At 73.5% G+C, this 15,311-nt stretch carries 10 protein-coding genes; 3 read left to right on the top strand and 7 right to left on the bottom strand.

The genetic code is table 11. The annotated features are described in order from the left end of the window. Window positions 1–27: 27 nt before the first annotated feature. From Msi02_RS02570 to Msi02_RS02560, 3 genes are all read right to left on the bottom strand, one after another. The gene (locus tag Msi02_RS02570) at window positions 28–2,544 is read right to left on the bottom strand and encodes a glycosyl hydrolase family 18 protein (protein ID WP_239108053.1); all 2,517 of its coding nucleotides are present in this window, start codon (window positions 2,542–2,544) and stop codon (window positions 28–30) included. A gap of 198 nt (window positions 2,545–2,742) precedes the next feature. Further along, window positions 2,743–3,462, bottom strand: a complete 720-nt coding sequence (locus Msi02_RS02565) for a response regulator (protein WP_204046867.1) — start codon at window positions 3,460–3,462, stop codon at window positions 2,743–2,745. Continuing rightward, window positions 3,459–4,922 (bottom strand): sensor histidine kinase, encoded by a 1,464-nt coding sequence (locus tag Msi02_RS02560; RefSeq protein WP_204046866.1) that lies wholly within the window; start codon window positions 4,920–4,922, stop codon window positions 3,459–3,461. The genes Msi02_RS02565 and Msi02_RS02560 overlap by 4 nt, the downstream gene beginning before the upstream one ends. Before the next feature lie 343 nt (window positions 4,923–5,265). Between Msi02_RS02560 and Msi02_RS02555 the strand changes: the two genes are divergently transcribed. Genes Msi02_RS02555 through Msi02_RS02545 form a run of 3 tightly spaced genes read left to right on the top strand, consistent with a single transcriptional unit; the run spans window position 5,266 to window position 8,547 of the window. Then, the gene (locus tag Msi02_RS02555; protein ID WP_204046865.1) at window positions 5,266–6,204 is read left to right on the top strand and encodes an ABC transporter ATP-binding protein; all 939 of its coding nucleotides are present in this window, start codon (window positions 5,266–5,268) and stop codon (window positions 6,202–6,204) included. Next, window positions 6,201–7,751: a DUF1349 domain-containing protein gene (locus Msi02_RS02550; protein WP_204046864.1), complete on the top strand. Its 1,551-nt coding sequence runs from the start codon at window positions 6,201–6,203 to the stop codon at window positions 7,749–7,751. The genes Msi02_RS02555 and Msi02_RS02550 overlap by 4 nt, the downstream gene beginning before the upstream one ends. A 13-nt stretch (window positions 7,752–7,764) precedes the next feature. Continuing rightward, window positions 7,765–8,547: an ABC transporter permease subunit gene (locus Msi02_RS02545; protein WP_204046863.1), complete on the top strand. Its 783-nt coding sequence runs from the start codon at window positions 7,765–7,767 to the stop codon at window positions 8,545–8,547. Here Msi02_RS02545 and Msi02_RS02540 read toward each other — a convergent pair. The 4 genes from Msi02_RS02540 to Msi02_RS02525 all read right to left on the bottom strand — a co-directional run bounded on the left by Msi02_RS02540 (window position 8,544) and on the right by Msi02_RS02525 (window position 15,243). Next, window positions 8,544–10,292: an NAD+ synthase gene (locus Msi02_RS02540; protein WP_079317744.1), complete on the bottom strand. Its 1,749-nt coding sequence runs from the start codon at window positions 10,290–10,292 to the stop codon at window positions 8,544–8,546. The two genes, Msi02_RS02545 and Msi02_RS02540, sit on opposite strands and share 4 nt — an antisense overlap. Before the next feature lie 51 nt (window positions 10,293–10,343). Then, complete coding sequence (locus Msi02_RS44250; RefSeq protein WP_204046862.1) at window positions 10,344–11,849, bottom strand: BTAD domain-containing putative transcriptional regulator; 1,506 nt, start codon at window positions 11,847–11,849, stop codon at window positions 10,344–10,346. A gap of 92 nt (window positions 11,850–11,941) precedes the next feature. Then, on the bottom strand, window positions 11,942–13,966 hold the full coding sequence (locus Msi02_RS02530; RefSeq protein WP_239108052.1) for a sensor histidine kinase: 2,025 nt from the start codon (window positions 13,964–13,966) through the stop codon (window positions 11,942–11,944). Between the two features lie 71 nt (window positions 13,967–14,037). Beyond that, the gene (locus tag Msi02_RS02525) at window positions 14,038–15,243 is read right to left on the bottom strand and encodes an MDR family MFS transporter (protein ID WP_239108051.1); all 1,206 of its coding nucleotides are present in this window, start codon (window positions 15,241–15,243) and stop codon (window positions 14,038–14,040) included. Between the last annotated feature and the right edge of the window lie 68 nt (window positions 15,244–15,311).

Raw genomic sequence — 15,311 nt, 5'->3', positions numbered from 1 at the left:
GCCTGCCCGGCACCGGTCACGGCGTTCTCATTTCAGGCCCGCGTCGAGCGCGCCCATCAGGGTGCCGGTGTCGCCGGACATCTCCCAGATCATCGCCCCGAGCAGGCCCTTGCTCCGCAGCCAGGCCGCCTTGCGCCCGATCGACCAGGCGTCGTCGAAGCTCCACCACTGGCCGCCGTTGCCCGTGTAGCAGGAGGTCGCGACCGCCTGCTCGTCATGGCTGACCGTGCAGTTCGGCACGCTCGCCACCAGGTTGGAGTAGCCCCGGGTGCCGGCCTCCTCCTGGAACTGGCCGGGCGCCGCGCCGTTGGCCTGCTGCCACTCGCCGCCCTTCCCGCCGTCGGTCACGCCCTGCCAGCCGCGTCCGTAGAACGCCAGGCCGATCGTGAGCTTGCGCGGGTTCACCCCCGCCTGCAGGTAGGCGTTCACCGCGTTCTCCACGCTGAAGTGGAACGAGTAGGGGTCGTCGACGTCGGTGTAGAGGTTGCCCTGGTGCCCGGTCCGGTTCGGCTCCCACGAGTTGTCGCTGCCCGAGCCGTGGAAGTCGTAGCCCTGGATGTTGAACACGTCGAGATACTTGGCCACCTGGGGCAGGTCCCAGCCGGAGGCGATCTTCGCCGGGTCGGCCGGGGTGAACGCGCTGAGCAGGTAGTACTTGCCCGTCGTGGCTCCCAGCGCGTCGAGCTGCCGGCGGAACTCGGCGATCAGCGCGGTGTTGTTCGCCTTGTCGTTCGGGCTGACGTGGTTGCCGGCGTGGCCTTCGGCGCCGGGCCACTCCCAGTCGAGGTCGATGCCGTCGAAGATCCCGGCGGCGCTGCCCGGGCCGCCCGCGCTGTTGTAGACGGGCAGGTTGCCCTTGATGTACATGTCGATGCAGGAGCTGACGAACTTCTTGCGCGACGCGTCGGTGGCCGCGACGTCGGAGAAGTACTTCGAGTACGTCCAGCCGCCGATCGAGATGAGCACCTTGAGGTCCGGGTGCTTCGCCTTGAGCTTGCGCAGCTGGTTGTAGTTGCCGCGCAGATTCTCCCAGCCGGTGTCGCCGACGCCGTCGACCGACTGCGCGGCGCTCATCGGCCGCCCGTAGTCGGCGTCCGCGTCACCCGCGCCGTCGCCCTGGCTCGGGTCCTGCGGGTTGGACGTGGTTCCCTTGGTCACGCCGTTGAGGCAGGTCAGGTTGACCGGGTCGATGTTGGCGAAGGCGTAGTTGAGGTGGGTCAGCTTCGCCGCCGCGCCGGTCGTTTCGAGGTTGCGCACGAAATACTGCCTGCCGTAGATGCCCCACTGGACGAAGTAGCCGACCCGGGCGTAGCCGTTCCCGACGATGTCGGCCGTGCTCACCTTCACCGGATCGCTCGCGGCCGACACGTTGTCGTACAGGTCGCGTGCCCGCACCATGAAGGTGTACTCGGTGGACGGCGACAGGCCCGTGACCTTGGCCGTGGTGCTGGTCACCGTGGTCGCCAGGTCGTTCCCGGTGTACACGTCGTAGGCCGCCACGCCCTTGTTGTCGGTGGAGGCCGTCCAGGCGAGCGAGACGCTGGTGGCGTCCTTGGCGGTGCTGCGCAGACCGGCCGGAACCGTGGGCGGCTGGGTGTCGTCGGCGGGGTCGTTGGTCGTGACCGTGAGGGCGCCGCTCGCCGGTGACGGGTTGCCCTTGCGGTCCTTGGCCTTGACCGTGAACGTGTACGTGGTCTTCGGCGTCAGCCCGGTGATCGTGGCGCTCGTCCCGGTCACCGTGGCCGCGAGCGCCGAGCCGTTGTACACCTCATAGGTGGTGACGGGCAGGCTGCCGGGGGTCGCGGCGTCCCAGGCCAGCATCGCCGTCTTGGTGGTCTTGGCGGTGGCGCGCAGGTTCGACGGCGCACCCGGCGGAGTGTCGGCCGAGCCGTCGCACCTGACGTCGTTGACCCGGCAGCTCGCCGGCTCGGCCGCCGCGCTGAGCGTGAAGGAGGGGCTGTACGGCTCCGTCGACCCGTGCGCCGCGATGGTGGTGTTGTAGAAGGCCGGGGTGAGGGTGACCTGCCGCCCGCTCTGGTTCAGCGTGCCGTTCTGGGCATTGCTCGCGGTCACCCCGGCCGGCAGCTCGAACACGATCGACCAGCCGTTCAACGCCGTGTCGGAGTTGTTGTTCACCACGAACTTCCCCTGCGTCCCGCTGCCGGTGAAGGTCGCGGTCAGCGGCGCGGGCGGGGGAGGCGGGTCGCCGGTCCCGTCGCAGTTGGCGCCGTTGATCGTGCAGTTGGCCGGCTGGGCGGCGGCGCTCAGCGTGAAGGAGGGGCTGTACGGTTCGGTCGTGCCGCCCGCCCGGATCGTGTTGATGTAGTAGGCGGGGGTGAGCCTGACCTTCGTCCCGCTCTGGCTGATGGTCGCGTTCTGCGGGTTGCTCGCCGTGACGCCGGCCGGCAGGTCGAACTGGATCGACCAGCCGGTGACGGCCGTGGAGCCGGAGTTGGTGACGACGAACTTGCCCTGGGTGCCGGTGAGCGTGAAGACGGCGGTGAGGCCGGTGGCGGCCCGAGCCGGTACGGCGAGAGCGGACATCAGCAGGAGTGTCACAAGGAAAACGGCTGTTCGGCGCATCCGGCCTCCATTAATCGTTAGGAAAGTTTCCTAAGAATTAGCCGGAGCGTAGTTCCGCGGCGCGACACGGGCAAGGCCCAATTTCCATCGATCCCGCTGAGGACGGGACGGCCGGCTCAGACGCGGCCAAGTCAGGCGGGGCCAGGTCAGCGGGACCAGTCAGGCGGGGTCAGCCAAGCTCGGTCCCTGGGGCCCGGGGCCCTGTCGTCCCGGAGAACCCGTGGAGCGGGGCACGACCAGCCCGGTCTCGTACGCCATGACGACGGCCTGGGTCCGGTCGCGCAGCCCGAGCTTGCCCAGCACCCGGCTCACGTGGGTCTTGACCGTCTCCTCGGTGACGGTCAACCGGGCGGCTATCTCCGAGTTGGACAGCCCCTCGGCCATCAGCCGCAGCACCTGCGTCTCGCGTGGAGTGAGCGCGGCCGGGACGGCGGGCTCGGGCATCGGCCGCAGCCGGGCGAACTCGCCGATGAGGCGGCGGGTGATCGCGGGAGCCAGCAGCGCATCGCCCGCCGCCACGACGCGGACCGCGTCGAAGAGGCGCTCGGCGGTGACGTCCTTGAGCAGGAAGCCGCCGGCCCCGGCGCGCAGCGCGTCGTAGACGTACTCGTCCAGGTCGAAGGTCGTCAGGATGAGGACCCGTGTTCCTGAGCCGGCGAGCCGCCGGGTGGCCTCGATGCCGTCCATGACCGGCATGCGGATGTCCATGACGACGACGTCGGGGCGCAGTTCCCGGCACACCCCGACGGCCTGCGCTCCGTCGGCCGCGGTCGCGACGACGGAGAAATCCGGCTGGCTGCCCAGCAGTTCGGCGAAGCCGGTGCGGACGACCAGATGGTCGTCGGCGACGACGACGCGGATCGGCGCGGCGCCGGTCACAGGTGCCCTCCCACGGGGTCGGCGGGTGCGGCAGGACCCCAGTGGTGGGGAGGACTGTGGCGGGGAGGGCCATCAGGGGTGCCGGAAGCCCGGGAATCATCGGCACCCGGGAGGCGGGGGAGCCGCGCCTCCACGACGAATCCGCCGCCGGGCGCGGAGCCGATGCGCAGGTCGCCGCCGACGGCGGCGGCCCGCTCCCGCATCCCGGCCAGTCCGTGACCGGCCGCGCCCCCGGACATGCCCGCGCCTCCCCATGTGCCGCCACCGCCGGACACGCCTCCACCTCCCGGTACGCCGGTGCCGGTCGTGGCGCCGGGGGAGAGCGGGATGCCGGGGCCGTTGTCCCGTACGCGCAGCCGCAGCGCGTCGCGGGTGTAGCGCAGCTCCACGTCGACGGCGGCGCCCGGCGCGTGCCGCCGGGCGTTGGTGAGCGCCTCCTGGACGATGCGATAGGCGGCGAGTTCGACCCCGGGGTCGAGCACGGCAGGGGAACCGCTGAGAACGAGCCGGACGGCCGTTCCCGCGGCGTCGCGCGCCTCGTCGAGCAGCGCGTTCAGCTCGGCCAGCCGGATGCCGGGCTGCGGGCGCAGGTCCGCCGCCCGTTCCCGGGCGTCCTCGCGCAGCACGCCGAGCAGGCGCCGCATCTCGGTCAGCGCCGCACGGGCGGTGTCGCCGATCGCCCGCAACCGCTCCGCCCCCGCGGACGGCATGCCCGGCACGGCGACACGGGCCGTCTCCGCCTGCACGGCGACCATGGAGATGTGGTGGGCGACCACGTCGTGCAGTTCCCGGGCGATGCGTGCCCGCTCGCCGCGCGCGGTGTGCTCCAGCAGGGCGCCGGCGATGACCTGCCGGGCGGCCAGGTTGTCCGCGGCCTCGCCCGCGGCCCGCCGGGCGACTCCGGCCAGGGCCGCCGCCGGGGCGGTGCAGGCCAGCAGCAGGACGAGGACGCGCGTCTCACCCTCGACCGGGACGAGCGTCTCCATGCCGCGGGGCAGCGGCCAGGCGGGCAGGCCGAGCAGCGCCGCCACGACGTACGGTGCGGCGAGTGAGAGGCCGAGCCACCGCGCTCCGGTACGACCGAGCCGGTAGACGCAGACCACCACGACGGCCGCGCCCGCCACGGTGAGCGTCCGGAAGGCCGTGAGCGACAGCAGGCCCGCCGCGCAGACGACCACGGCGGCGGCCGGCTGGGCCGGCAGGAACACGGCCGGCAGCGTGGTGGCCAGGCCGAGCAGGGCGAACGCGACCAGACGCAGCGAGGCCCCGGCGGGATCGGCGCCCGGACCGGCGGGCGGTGTGATCGTCGAGCCCGCGGCCGTGCCCACCGGCACGGTCACGCCGTGCCCGAACACTGGCGGCGGCATCGCGCCGTGCCCGAACGCGGGCAACGGCGTCGCGCCGCGGGCGTGCGCGACCGACTCGGCCAGCGCGAGCAGGGCCGCGAGCACGCCCAGCACGACGGGCGCGTGCGAGGCACGGAGGACGGACGTCCAACCATACGCACGGAGGACGGACGTCCGGCCATACGCACGGAGGACGGACGTCCGGCCATACGCACGGAGGACGGACGCCCGGCCATATGCCCGGCCACGCATGCGGAGTGCGGATGTCCGCGTGCGCGGGGCCCGCCCCCGCATGTCCCTCCGGCTGTCCGCTCGCTCCACGGGAGGTCATTGTCCCAGGCATTCCCTTTCCGGACATCCCTCACAAGAGGGATGGAAGGTCCCTCACGCCGGGGACGGCGAAGATGGCTCCGTGCCGTGACGCCCTGCCTTTCCGCCGCCGCCTAACCTGCCGGGCATGCACGCCACCATCGAAGTCATCGGGTTGCGCAAGCGCTACGGCCGCACACTGGCGCTGGACGGGATGTCCTTCACCGTGCTGCCGGGGCGGGTCACCGGCTTCGTCGGGCCCAACGGCGCGGGCAAGTCCACCACGATGCGGGTGATCCTCGGCCTGGACACGGCCGACGAGGGCTCCGCGCTGATCGGCGGCCGGCCGTACCGGAGCCTGCGGGCTCCGCTGCGCCAGGTCGGCGCCCTGCTGGACGCCGCCGCGCTGCAGCCGTCCCGTACGGCGCGCAACCACCTGCTGTGGCTGGCCCACTCGCAGGGGCTGGGCGCGCGGCGGGTCGACGAGGTGATCGACCAGGTGGGGCTGGGGGCCGTGGCACGGCGCAGGGCGGGCGGGTTCTCGCTCGGCATGCGGCAGCGTCTCGGCATCGCCGCCGCGCTGCTCGGGGATCCGCCCGTCCTCATGCTGGACGAGCCGGTCAACGGCCTCGACCCGGAGGGCATCGTGTGGATCCGCGGCCTGCTGCGGGCACTGGCCGCCGAGGGACGGGCGGTGCTGGTGTCCAGCCACCTGATGAGCGAGATGCAGGACATGGCCGACCACCTCGTGGTGGCGGGCCGGGGTCGGGTGGTGGCGGACACGAGCGTCGCCGGTCTGATCGCCGCCGCCTCCGACGGGCGGGTCACGCTGCGCACGACCGCGCGTCCCGAGGCGATGGAGGTGCTGGCCCGCGCCGGCGCCAGGGTGGCCGTCCAGGACCGCGACACGCTCACCGTCTTCGGGCTGGCGGCCGAGCGGATCGTCGCCCTGCTCGGCGCGAACGACGTGCCGTTCTCCGAGGTGGCCGCGCACCGCGCGTCGCTGGAGGAGGCGTACATGGAGCTGACCCGGGACGCGGTCGAGTTCCGCGCCACGGCCCCCGGAGACGAGACGGCGACCTCATGACGGACCACAGGACGGGCGGGCGCGACGGCTTCCGGCGCCTGGTGCGCGCCGAATGGACCAAGTTCAGGACCGTACGCGGCTGGGTGGCCGGCATGGCCGTCGCCGTGACGCTCGTCGTGGCGCTGGGGCTGCTGTCCGCGTCGGGCAGCCACGCCTCCTGCGGCATGAACGGCGTCGAGACCGCCTGCACGCTCACGGCCGGCCCGGGCGGTGAGGCGGTGAGCGACCGCTTCTTCTTCGTCCACCGCCGGCTGGACGGCGACGGCTCGCTCACCGTGCGGGTGAACTCCATGACCGGGCAGATCAGGCTCCCCGACGCCGTCCCCGGGACGCGCAGGGTCGTGGCCGGGGTCGTGCCGTGGGCCAAGGCCGGAATCATGGTCAAGGACGGCGTCCGCCAGGGCGCGTCGTACGCCGCGGTCATGGTCACCGCCCGGCACGGCGTGCGGATGCAGCACGACTTCACCGGGGACGTCGCGGGCACGCCGGGCGGCGTCTCGCCGGGATCGCCGCGCTGGCTGCGGCTGACCCGGTCGGGCGGCACCCTGACCGGCTACGAGTCGGTGGACGGCAGGCGGTGGACCGTGGTCGGCACGGCCCGTCCGGCCGCGCTGCCCGCCACGGTGGAGGCCGGGATGTTCGTCGCCTCTCCCGGAGACCTGACGGTGAGCAGAGGCGACCTGGGCGGGGCGTCCGTCCAGGTCCGGTTCACCGAGGCGACCGCCGTCTTCGACCAGGTGCGGGTGGAGGGCCGGGCGGGCGGCACGTGGAGCCACGACGACGTCGGCGTGGCGTACGAGGCCGACGGCAGGACACCCCACCATCCGGGCCGGTTCGCCGAGGCCGGCGGCACGTTCACGATCACCGGCGTCGGCGACATCGCGCCGAGCGCGGAAGGCACGCGGATCGAGAGCACGCTCACGGGCCTGGTCGCCGGGCTGATCGCGGTGATCGTGGTGGCGGTGTCGTTCGTCACCGCGGAACAGCGGCGGGGCCTGATCCGCACCACTTTCCTGGCCGCCCCCCGGCGGGGCCGGGTGGTCGCGGCCAAGGCGCTGGTCGTCGGCGCGGTGGCCTTCGCGGCCGGCCTGGCCGCCGCCGGCGTCACCGTTCCCGTCGGCGCGGGCATCCTGCGGGCGAACGGCAACGCCGTCCTCCCGGTGAGCACGCTCACCGAACTGCGGGTCGTGGCCGGTGCCGCGATGCTGACGGCGGCCGTCGCGGTCCTCGCCCTCGCCTGCGGCGTCCTGCTGCGGCGCGGCGCCGCGGCGGTCACCGCCGTCGTCGGGCTCGTCGTGGTGCCCCACATCCTCGCGACCGCCTCGGTCCTGCCCCTGGGCGTGGCGCAGTGGCTGCTGCGGCTCACTCCGGCGGCCGGGTTCGCGGCGCAGCAGAGCGTGCCGGAGTACGCGCAGGTGCTCGGCTACTACAGCCCCCAGGGCGGCTACTATCCGCTGCCGCCCCTGGCCGGGCTCGCCGTGCTCTGCGGCTACGCGGCGCTCGCCGCCGTCCTGGCCGTCGTACGCACGAGCAGGAGGGACGCATGAGCAGGGGGGACGCATGAGACGCGAACTGCACGCGGAGTGGACCAAGACGCGCACCGCCCCGGGCACGGCCTGGCTGCTGTCCGCCGTCGTCGTGCTCACCGCCGCGGCGAGCGCCGCCGTGGCCGCGACCGTGTCCTGCCCGGAGACGGGCTGCGACCAGGACGTCGCCCGGCTCGGCCTCGCCGGGGTCCAGGCGGGTCAGGCGGCCGTGGCCGTCCTGGCCGTACTCGCGGTCAGCGGGGAGTACGGCACCGGCATGATCGCCACGACGTTCGCGGCGGTGCCGCGCCGGGGCCGGGTCCTGGCCGCGAAGGCCGCCGTCCTCACCGGCCTGACCCTGGCCGCCGGGACGGTCGCGGTGCTCGCGTCGGTGCTGGCCGCGCGGCTCATCCTGCCGGGCAACGGGTTCACGGCCGCCGACGGCCACCCGCCGCCGTCCCTGTCCGACGGCCCGACGCTGCGCGCGGCGGCGGGCACGGTGCTCTACCTCGCGCTGATCGCCCTGCTCAGCCTCGGCGCCGCCACCGTCCTGCGCGACTCCGCGACCGCCGCCGGCGTGGTGTGCGGCCTGCTGTACGTGCTGCCGCTCGTCCCGCTCATGATCGGCGATCCGGGCCTGCGCCGGCTGCTCTGGCAGGCCGCGCCGGCGAACGCCGGGCTCGCGATCCAGACGACCACGCACCTGGACGACCTTCCGATCGGCCCGTGGGAGGGCCTCGGCGTGGCGGCCGCCTGGGCCGCCGCCGCGCTGCTCGGCGCCTGGCTGCTGCTGCGGATCCGCGACGTGCGGGCCTAGAGGCGCTCGCGCCAGCGGGTGGTGATGGGCAGGCGGCGGTCGCGGCCGAAGTTCTTGGGCGTGATCTTCGGGCCCGGCGGGTACTGGCGGCGCTTGTACTCGGCCAGGTCCACCAGGCGGATGATCTGTGTGACGAGCTCGGGGTCGTGCCCGGCCGCGACCAGCTCGTCACGGCCCATGTCCCGCTCGACGTAGTCGCGCAGCAGCCGGTCGAGCACCTCGTACGGCGGGAGCGAGTCGGTGTCGCGCTGGTCGGGACGCAGCTCCGCGCTCGGCTCCTTGGTGATCGAGTTCTCCGGGATCGGGGGCTGCCCGGGCTGGGCGTTGCGCCACTCCGAGAGCTTCCAGACCACGCTCTTGAGCACGTCCTTGATCGGCGCGAACCCGCCCGCCGAGTCGCCGTACAGGGTGGAGTAGCCGGTGGCCAGCTCGCTCTTGTTGCCGGTGGTCAGCACCAGGTGGCCGTGCTCGTTCGACAGGCTCATCAGCAGCATGCCGCGCACGCGGGCCTGCAGGTTCTCGGCCGCCAGGCCGTGCAGCTCGATCTCCTTCTCGAACGCCGAGACGATGTCGGCGATCGGGACGACCTGGGAGTTGAGCCCCTGGCGGCGCACCAGCTCCTCCGCGTCGGTGATCGAGTGGTCCGAGGAGTAGCGCGAGGGCATCAGCACCACGTGGACCCGCTCCGGCCCGACGGCGTCGGCGGCGATCGTGGCGGTCAGGGCGGAGTCGATGCCGCCGGACAGGCCGAGGATGACCGACCGGAAACCGTTCTTGCGCACGTAGTCGCGCACGCCGAGCACGAGCGCGTTGTAGATCTCCGCCAGGTCGTCCAGCCGCTCGGCGACGACCGGCGTCTCCGGCTCGTACGGCTCGACCGGCGCGGCCGACAGCAGCACCCGCTCGACCGTGATGACCGTGCCGTCGTGGGCGTCGTGGCGCGACTCGCCGAGCTCGCCCGTGCCCTCCGGGAGCTCCAGGTCGGTGACGAACAGGTCCTCCTCGAACTGCGGCGCGCGGGCGACCAGTTCGCCGGAGGCGTCCACGATGAGCGAGTCGCCGTCGAAGACCAGCTCGTCCTGGCCGCCGACCATGTTCACGTAGGCGAGCGCGCAGCCCGCCTCGCGGGCCCGCCGCGCGCACAGCTCCAGCCGCACGTCGTCCTTGTTCGTCTCGTACGGCGAGCCGTTGGGGACGACGAGCAGACCGGCGCCGGCCTCGGCGACCACCGAGACGGGGCCGCCGTCCTGCCACAGGTCCTCGCACACGGCCACGGCGACGTCCACGCCGTGCAGGCGGAAGATCGGCAGGCGGTCGCCGCGCACGAAGTAGCGGTACTCGTCGAACACCCCGTAGTTCGGCAGGTGGTGCTTGGCCGACTTCGTCACGATCCGGCCCTCGTGGAGCAGGGCGACCGCGTCGAGCGGGGCGCCCTTGGGCTGTCCCACGCGCGGGGCGAGGTCGGCCCGGTCGAGGTAGCCCACCACGACGGGGAGATCGCCGAGCCCTTCGTCGGCGAGTCGCGTGGCCGCCTTCGACAGCGCCGTGATCGACGCCTCCACGAACGACGACCGGAGCACCAGGTCCTCGGCGGGGTATCCGGTCAGGAACATCTCGGGGAACACCACGAGGTGCGCGCCGCGCTCGGCGGCCCTGCGGGTCCACTCGACGAGCATGTCGGCGTTGCCGGCGATGTCACCGACGACCGGATTGGTCTGGGCGAGAGCGATACGCAGTTGAGCCACGGTCCCCACCCTAAGGTGTCCGATTAGTTGTCGTCAAAGCGACGATAAGGGTCAGGCGCCGGGTGACCCGGGGCTGACCAGCCCTCTTTCGTACGCCAGGACCACGAGCTGGGCCCGGTCGACCAGGCCGAGGCCGCGCAGCAGCGCCGTGACCTCGTCAGCGACCTCCTGTTCCGGCACGGCGAGCGTCATCGCGATCTGCCGGTTGGTGAAGCCCCGGGCGACGAGCTTGATCAGGTCGATGTCGGAGTCGGACAGGCCCTCCGGCGCCGCCGGGTCGCGCCGCCCGGCGAAGGCCGCGATGAGGTGCGTGGTGACCGCCGGGTCGAGCAGCGCGTCGCCCGCGACGGCGGCCCGGATCGCCGCGATGAGCTGCTCGGGGGCGGAGGTCTTCAGTACGAAGCCGCTCACGCCGGCCCGCAGCGCGGCGTAGAGGTTCTCGTCGGTGCCGAAGGTGGTCATCATGATCACCTTCGGCGGCGCCTCCGCCGCGAGGATCCGCCGGGCCGCCGCCAGGCCGTCCAGGCGCGGCATCTGGATGTCCATGAGCACCACGTCGGGCCGCACCGACTGGACGAGCGCGATCGCCTGCTCGCCGTTCTCCGCCTCCCCGACGAGGTCGAGCCCCGGCTCGCTGTCGAGGATCACCTTGAGACCGGTGCGCACCAGCGCCTGGTCATCGGCGATCAGCACGCGCAGGGCCGCCGCGCGGGCGGCCGCCCCCTCAGGCACGGACGGCGCGGACGGCGTGGACGGCGCGACCTCCGAGGCCCCGATCGAAGACCCTCCCACGGCCGGGTCGGGGGCGTCCAGATGCTCGGCCTGGACGAGGATGTCCTGCTCGAGCCGCTGCAAGGTGGGGCCGAGGTCGAGCCCGAGCTCGTCGCGCAGCGCCTCCCTGGCCCGCCGCAGCGCGCCGAGCGCGTCACCCTGCCGCCCGGCGCGGTAGAGCGCGAGCGCGAGCAGCCGCCAGGCCTCCTCCCGCAGCGGGTGCGCCGACGCGTGCGCCTCCAGGTCGGGGATCATCGGGCCGGTGCGGCCCAGCCGCAGCGCGGCGTCCGCGCGGCGCTCCACGGCGAGCAGGCGTAGCTCGTCCAGCCGCGTGGCCTCGGCCTGCGCCCAGGCCAGCTCCTGGAACCCGGCGAGCGCGGGCCCGCGCCACAGGGCGAGGGCCGTCTCCATCCGCTCCAGCGTCGCCGCCGGGCCCTCGTGGTCGCTCTTGACCAGATGCTCGAAGCACCAGGAGTCCACGTCCTCGACGGCCGCCCGCAGCGCGTAGCCGGGCGGGGCCGACACCAGGACGCCTGCCTCCTCGCGCGGCGCGCGGTTCGGTTCGAGCGCCCGCCGCAGCCGGGAGACGTACCCCTGGATCGTGGACAACGCCTGGGCGGGCGGCTCGCCGGGCCACAGCTCGTCGATCAGCACGCTCACCGGTACGGCGCGCCCTCCGGCCACGAGCAACCGGGCGAGCACGGCCTGTTGCCGCTGGCCGCCCAGGTCGAGCGTCTCGCCATCGGAAATCGCTTCGAACGGCCCAAGAGCACGAAAAGTCACCATCGCACGGTAAGCGTAGAGGCAGTGGCCCTCCCGGTCGTGCCGTGCGCCTCTCGGTTGGGTCACGAGGCGAGCGAGGCGGGCGGGGCGGGCGCTCAGGCGGCGAGGGGGAACCGGGCCTCGACGACCGTGCCGCCGGTCTCGGGCGCGGTGACCACACAGCTTCCGCCCAGCTCGGCCGCGCGCTCGCGCATCGAGGACAGGCCGACCCCCGCGCGCAGCCGGGCGGGCGGGCCGACGCCGTCGTCGGCGACCGTCACCCGCAGCTCGCCGCCGCCGTCCCCGGCCGGGGAGCGCGTGACGCGGACCTTCACCCGGGCGGCCCGCGCGTGGCGGCGCACGTTGTTCAGCGCCTCCTGCACGATGCGGTACACCGCGACCTCCACGGCGGCGGGCAGCCCGGCCAGGTCGCCGTCCACCCGCACCGAGACGTCCTCGACGCCGTCCGTCCCCGTGGGCAGCGTCTCCTCCGCCAGCGCCCGTACGGCTCCCTCCAGCCCGAGGTCGTCGAGGGCCGGGGGCCGCAGGCCGTACACGAGTTCGCGGATGTCGCCGGCCACCGCGTCCATGCCGGTCCGCAGGTCCCGCAGCAGGTTGTCGGCCGTGTCCGGGGACTTGGCCAGGCTGATCCTGGCCATGTTGATCGTCATCGCCATCGCCCCGAGGGTCTGGCCGAGCCCGTCGTGCAGGTCACGGCGCAGCCGCCTGCGCTCCTCCTCGCGGGCGGCGAGGATGCGCTCGCGCGAGCGCTGGAGGTCGGCGGCCATCCGCACGGCGTGGGCCACGTCCGCCACGTAGGGGAGCAGCGTGGCGAGCACCCGCTCGTCGTGGGCGGCGGCGAACCGCCGGGCCCCCGGCGGGCCGACGAGCAGCCGGCCCACCGGCTCGCCGTGCCAGACCAGCGGCACCTCGCGGGGCGACGGCCCGGTCTGGCCGCTCTCGACGTACCGCGGCCTGCCGTCGGCGATCTCGACGGCGACCCCCTCCACGGCCAGGCCCTCGCGCACGACCGTCACCACCGACGCCAGCGCGTCGGCGGGGTCGGCCCGCCGCACCTCCTGCGTCAGCCGCTCGGCGAGCAGCGCCGGATCGCCCACCCGGCCGTACAGCGCGCGGTCGACCACGCGTTGCAGGACGCGGCGCAGCGGCTGGAAGAACGCGCCGGCGAACAGCGCCGCCGCGAGCCCGGCCACCTGGTGATATCCGGAGACGACCAGGCTGGAGGCCGCCCCGACCCCGAAGTAGACGGCGCTGATCATGCCCAGGAGCCCGGCGGTGACGAACGTCCGGCTGATCACCGTGTCGATGCCGTACAGCCGGTAGCGCAGCGCCGCGAAGAGGATCGCGAACGGGATGAGCGCCGTCCACAGCGTCGCGGGCAGCCACATCGCCGGGCCGAGCAGGTACAGCGCCACGTACACGGCGAAGACGGACAGCGGCCAGGCGATCTGCCGCCGCGTCACGGGATCGGCGTGCCGCAGCCGGAGCACGAGCGAGGCCAGCGCCGCCACCACGCAGACCTGGATGACGAACTGCAGGACGTCCCACGCCGTGCCGTAGTACGGGACGAGGCCCCGGACCTGCAGCGGGTTGTGGATCACCGTCGGCCAGGGGTAGTCCGCGGGATCGGGGTCGGGCCGCAGCAGCCCCAGGACGACCTCGGCGAGGGTGGCGACGGCGCCGGCGGCGACGACCACGCGCCAGCCACGGGAGGGGAGCCTCCCGGTGGGCGAGTAGAGCGGAACCAGGACCGCCAGCAGCAGGCCTCCCACCGCCCAGCAGGTCAGCTGGACCGCCCGGGCCGTGATGGCCGCCCCCATGTCGCCCTGCGACGCCCAGTGGAACATCAGCGCGGTGAAGGACACGTTGGCCGACCCCAGCAGGCCGCCCACGCTGATCAGCCACGCCATGCTCAGCCGGGGCCGCTGGGACACCAGGAACGCTCCCGTGAGCGGGAACGTGAGCGCGACGCCGAAGTCCGGCGTGAGCGGGGGGTGTGGCTGCCACTGCGCGGGGACGCGGATCTGGACCAGCACCCCCACGAGGGTCAGGACCAGTGCCACGGCCGCCATCACCCAGGCCACCGCCCGCGCGGGAAAGGCTGGGGGGTTCTCGTCCATCCTGGGATGGATTATGTCCTGTCCCGTTCCGCTCTGACCAGGAAACGGCCAGTGGGTGAGTCCCCGCGGACCTACGCCGTCCGGGCGGAGCGGCGGCGCACGGCGCGGCCGATGAGGAGCTGGCCCGCCGCCGCGAGCAGGCCGAGGCCGCCGAGCAGGGGCCACACCAGCCCGGGGGCGGCGGCCAGCAGCCGGGTGCCCACCAGGGGCGCGAGCAGGGAGCCGGCCGACCAGGCCAGGCCGTACAGGCCCGAGTAGCGCCCGCGCAGGTGGGGCGGCGCGAGCGCCGCGACGATCGCCCCCGGGATCCCGGCCGTGAGCACCTCGCCGAGCGTCCAGACGGCCACGGCCGCCGCGTGCCCGGCCGCGGACGACATCAGCGAGGTCAGCGCGAACCCGAGCCCGACGAGCGCGAACCCGGCCGCGAGCACCCTGGACGGGTCGAACCTGGCCAGCCACGCGTTGGTGAGCGGCTGGACGACCACGATCAGCAGGCCGTTGACCGCCATCGCCATGCCGTACGCGCTCGTGGGCAGCCCCTGCCCGGTCATGGCGAGCGGCAGCGTGCTGTACGCCTGCAGGTAGACCAGCGCGTACGCCAGGTTGCCCAGTACGAAGGCCAGCATGAGCCGGTCGCGCAGCACGTCGGCGAACCGGCCGGGCTGCGTGTCCTCGCGGGCCGGGCGGGTCTCCGGGATCGCCCGCCACACCAGGAGGCCGAAGATCAGGCAGGTGACGGCGTCCACCCAGAACAGCACCGTGAAGCCCGAACGGGCGAGCCAGCCGCCGGCCACCATCGCGACCGAGAAGCCGAGGTTGATGGCCCAGAACAGCAGCCCGAACGCCCGGGGCCGGTCCTCCGGCGACACCAGGTCGGCGACGATCGCCTGCGACGCCGGCCGGTAGGCGTCCACCACGATGCCCAGCACGAGCATCCCCACGACGAGCCCCGGCACGCTGGTCGTGTAGCCGAGCGCGACCATGGTGACGGCCGTGGCGACCATGCCGCCGGTGAGCGTGACCCGGCGCCCGAGGCGGTCGGCCAGCCATCCGGCGACCGGCTGCGACAGCAGCGATCCCACGCCGAACATCGTCATGACCAGCCCCGCCGTGGCGAGGGAGACGCCGCGCGCCTGCGTGAGGTAGATGCCGATGAACGGCTCCACCATCGTGCCGAGCCGGTTGACGAACGATCCGCCGAACAGCACCCAGAACGGACGGGGCAGGCCGCCGACCTTCGACTGGATGAAGCCGGTCCTGCTGATCACAGTGGTCACGGACGTCCACCTTTGGACAACGGGGACGTGCCGTGCCAATCTTTTAGCCCTGGCTGAAACATCGGGGG

The sequence above is a fragment of the Microbispora siamensis genome, from assembly GCF_016863095.1.
Taxonomy (GTDB): domain Bacteria; phylum Actinomycetota; class Actinomycetes; order Streptosporangiales; family Streptosporangiaceae; genus Microbispora; species Microbispora siamensis.
This window is presented reverse-complemented; position numbering and strand designations above follow the sequence as displayed.

Bases quoted from the DNA above. Each gene is read 5' to 3' on its own strand.
- Msi02_RS02570 (WP_239108053.1), bottom strand. From the start codon at position 2,544: ATGTCCGCTCTCGCCGTACCGGCTCGGGCCGCCACCGGCCTCACCGCC.
- Msi02_RS02555 (WP_204046865.1), top strand. From the start codon at position 5,266: ATGCACGCCACCATCGAAGTCATCGGGTTGCGCAAGCGCTACGGCCGC.
- Msi02_RS02550 (WP_204046864.1), top strand. From the start codon at position 6,201: ATGACGGACCACAGGACGGGCGGGCGCGACGGCTTCCGGCGCCTGGTG.
- Msi02_RS02545 (WP_204046863.1), top strand. From the start codon at position 7,765: ATGAGACGCGAACTGCACGCGGAGTGGACCAAGACGCGCACCGCCCCG.
- Msi02_RS44250 (WP_204046862.1), bottom strand. From the start codon at position 11,849: ATGGTGACTTTTCGTGCTCTTGGGCCGTTCGAAGCGATTTCCGATGGC.
- Msi02_RS02530 (WP_239108052.1), bottom strand. From the start codon at position 13,966: ATGGACGAGAACCCCCCAGCCTTTCCCGCGCGGGCGGTGGCCTGGGTG.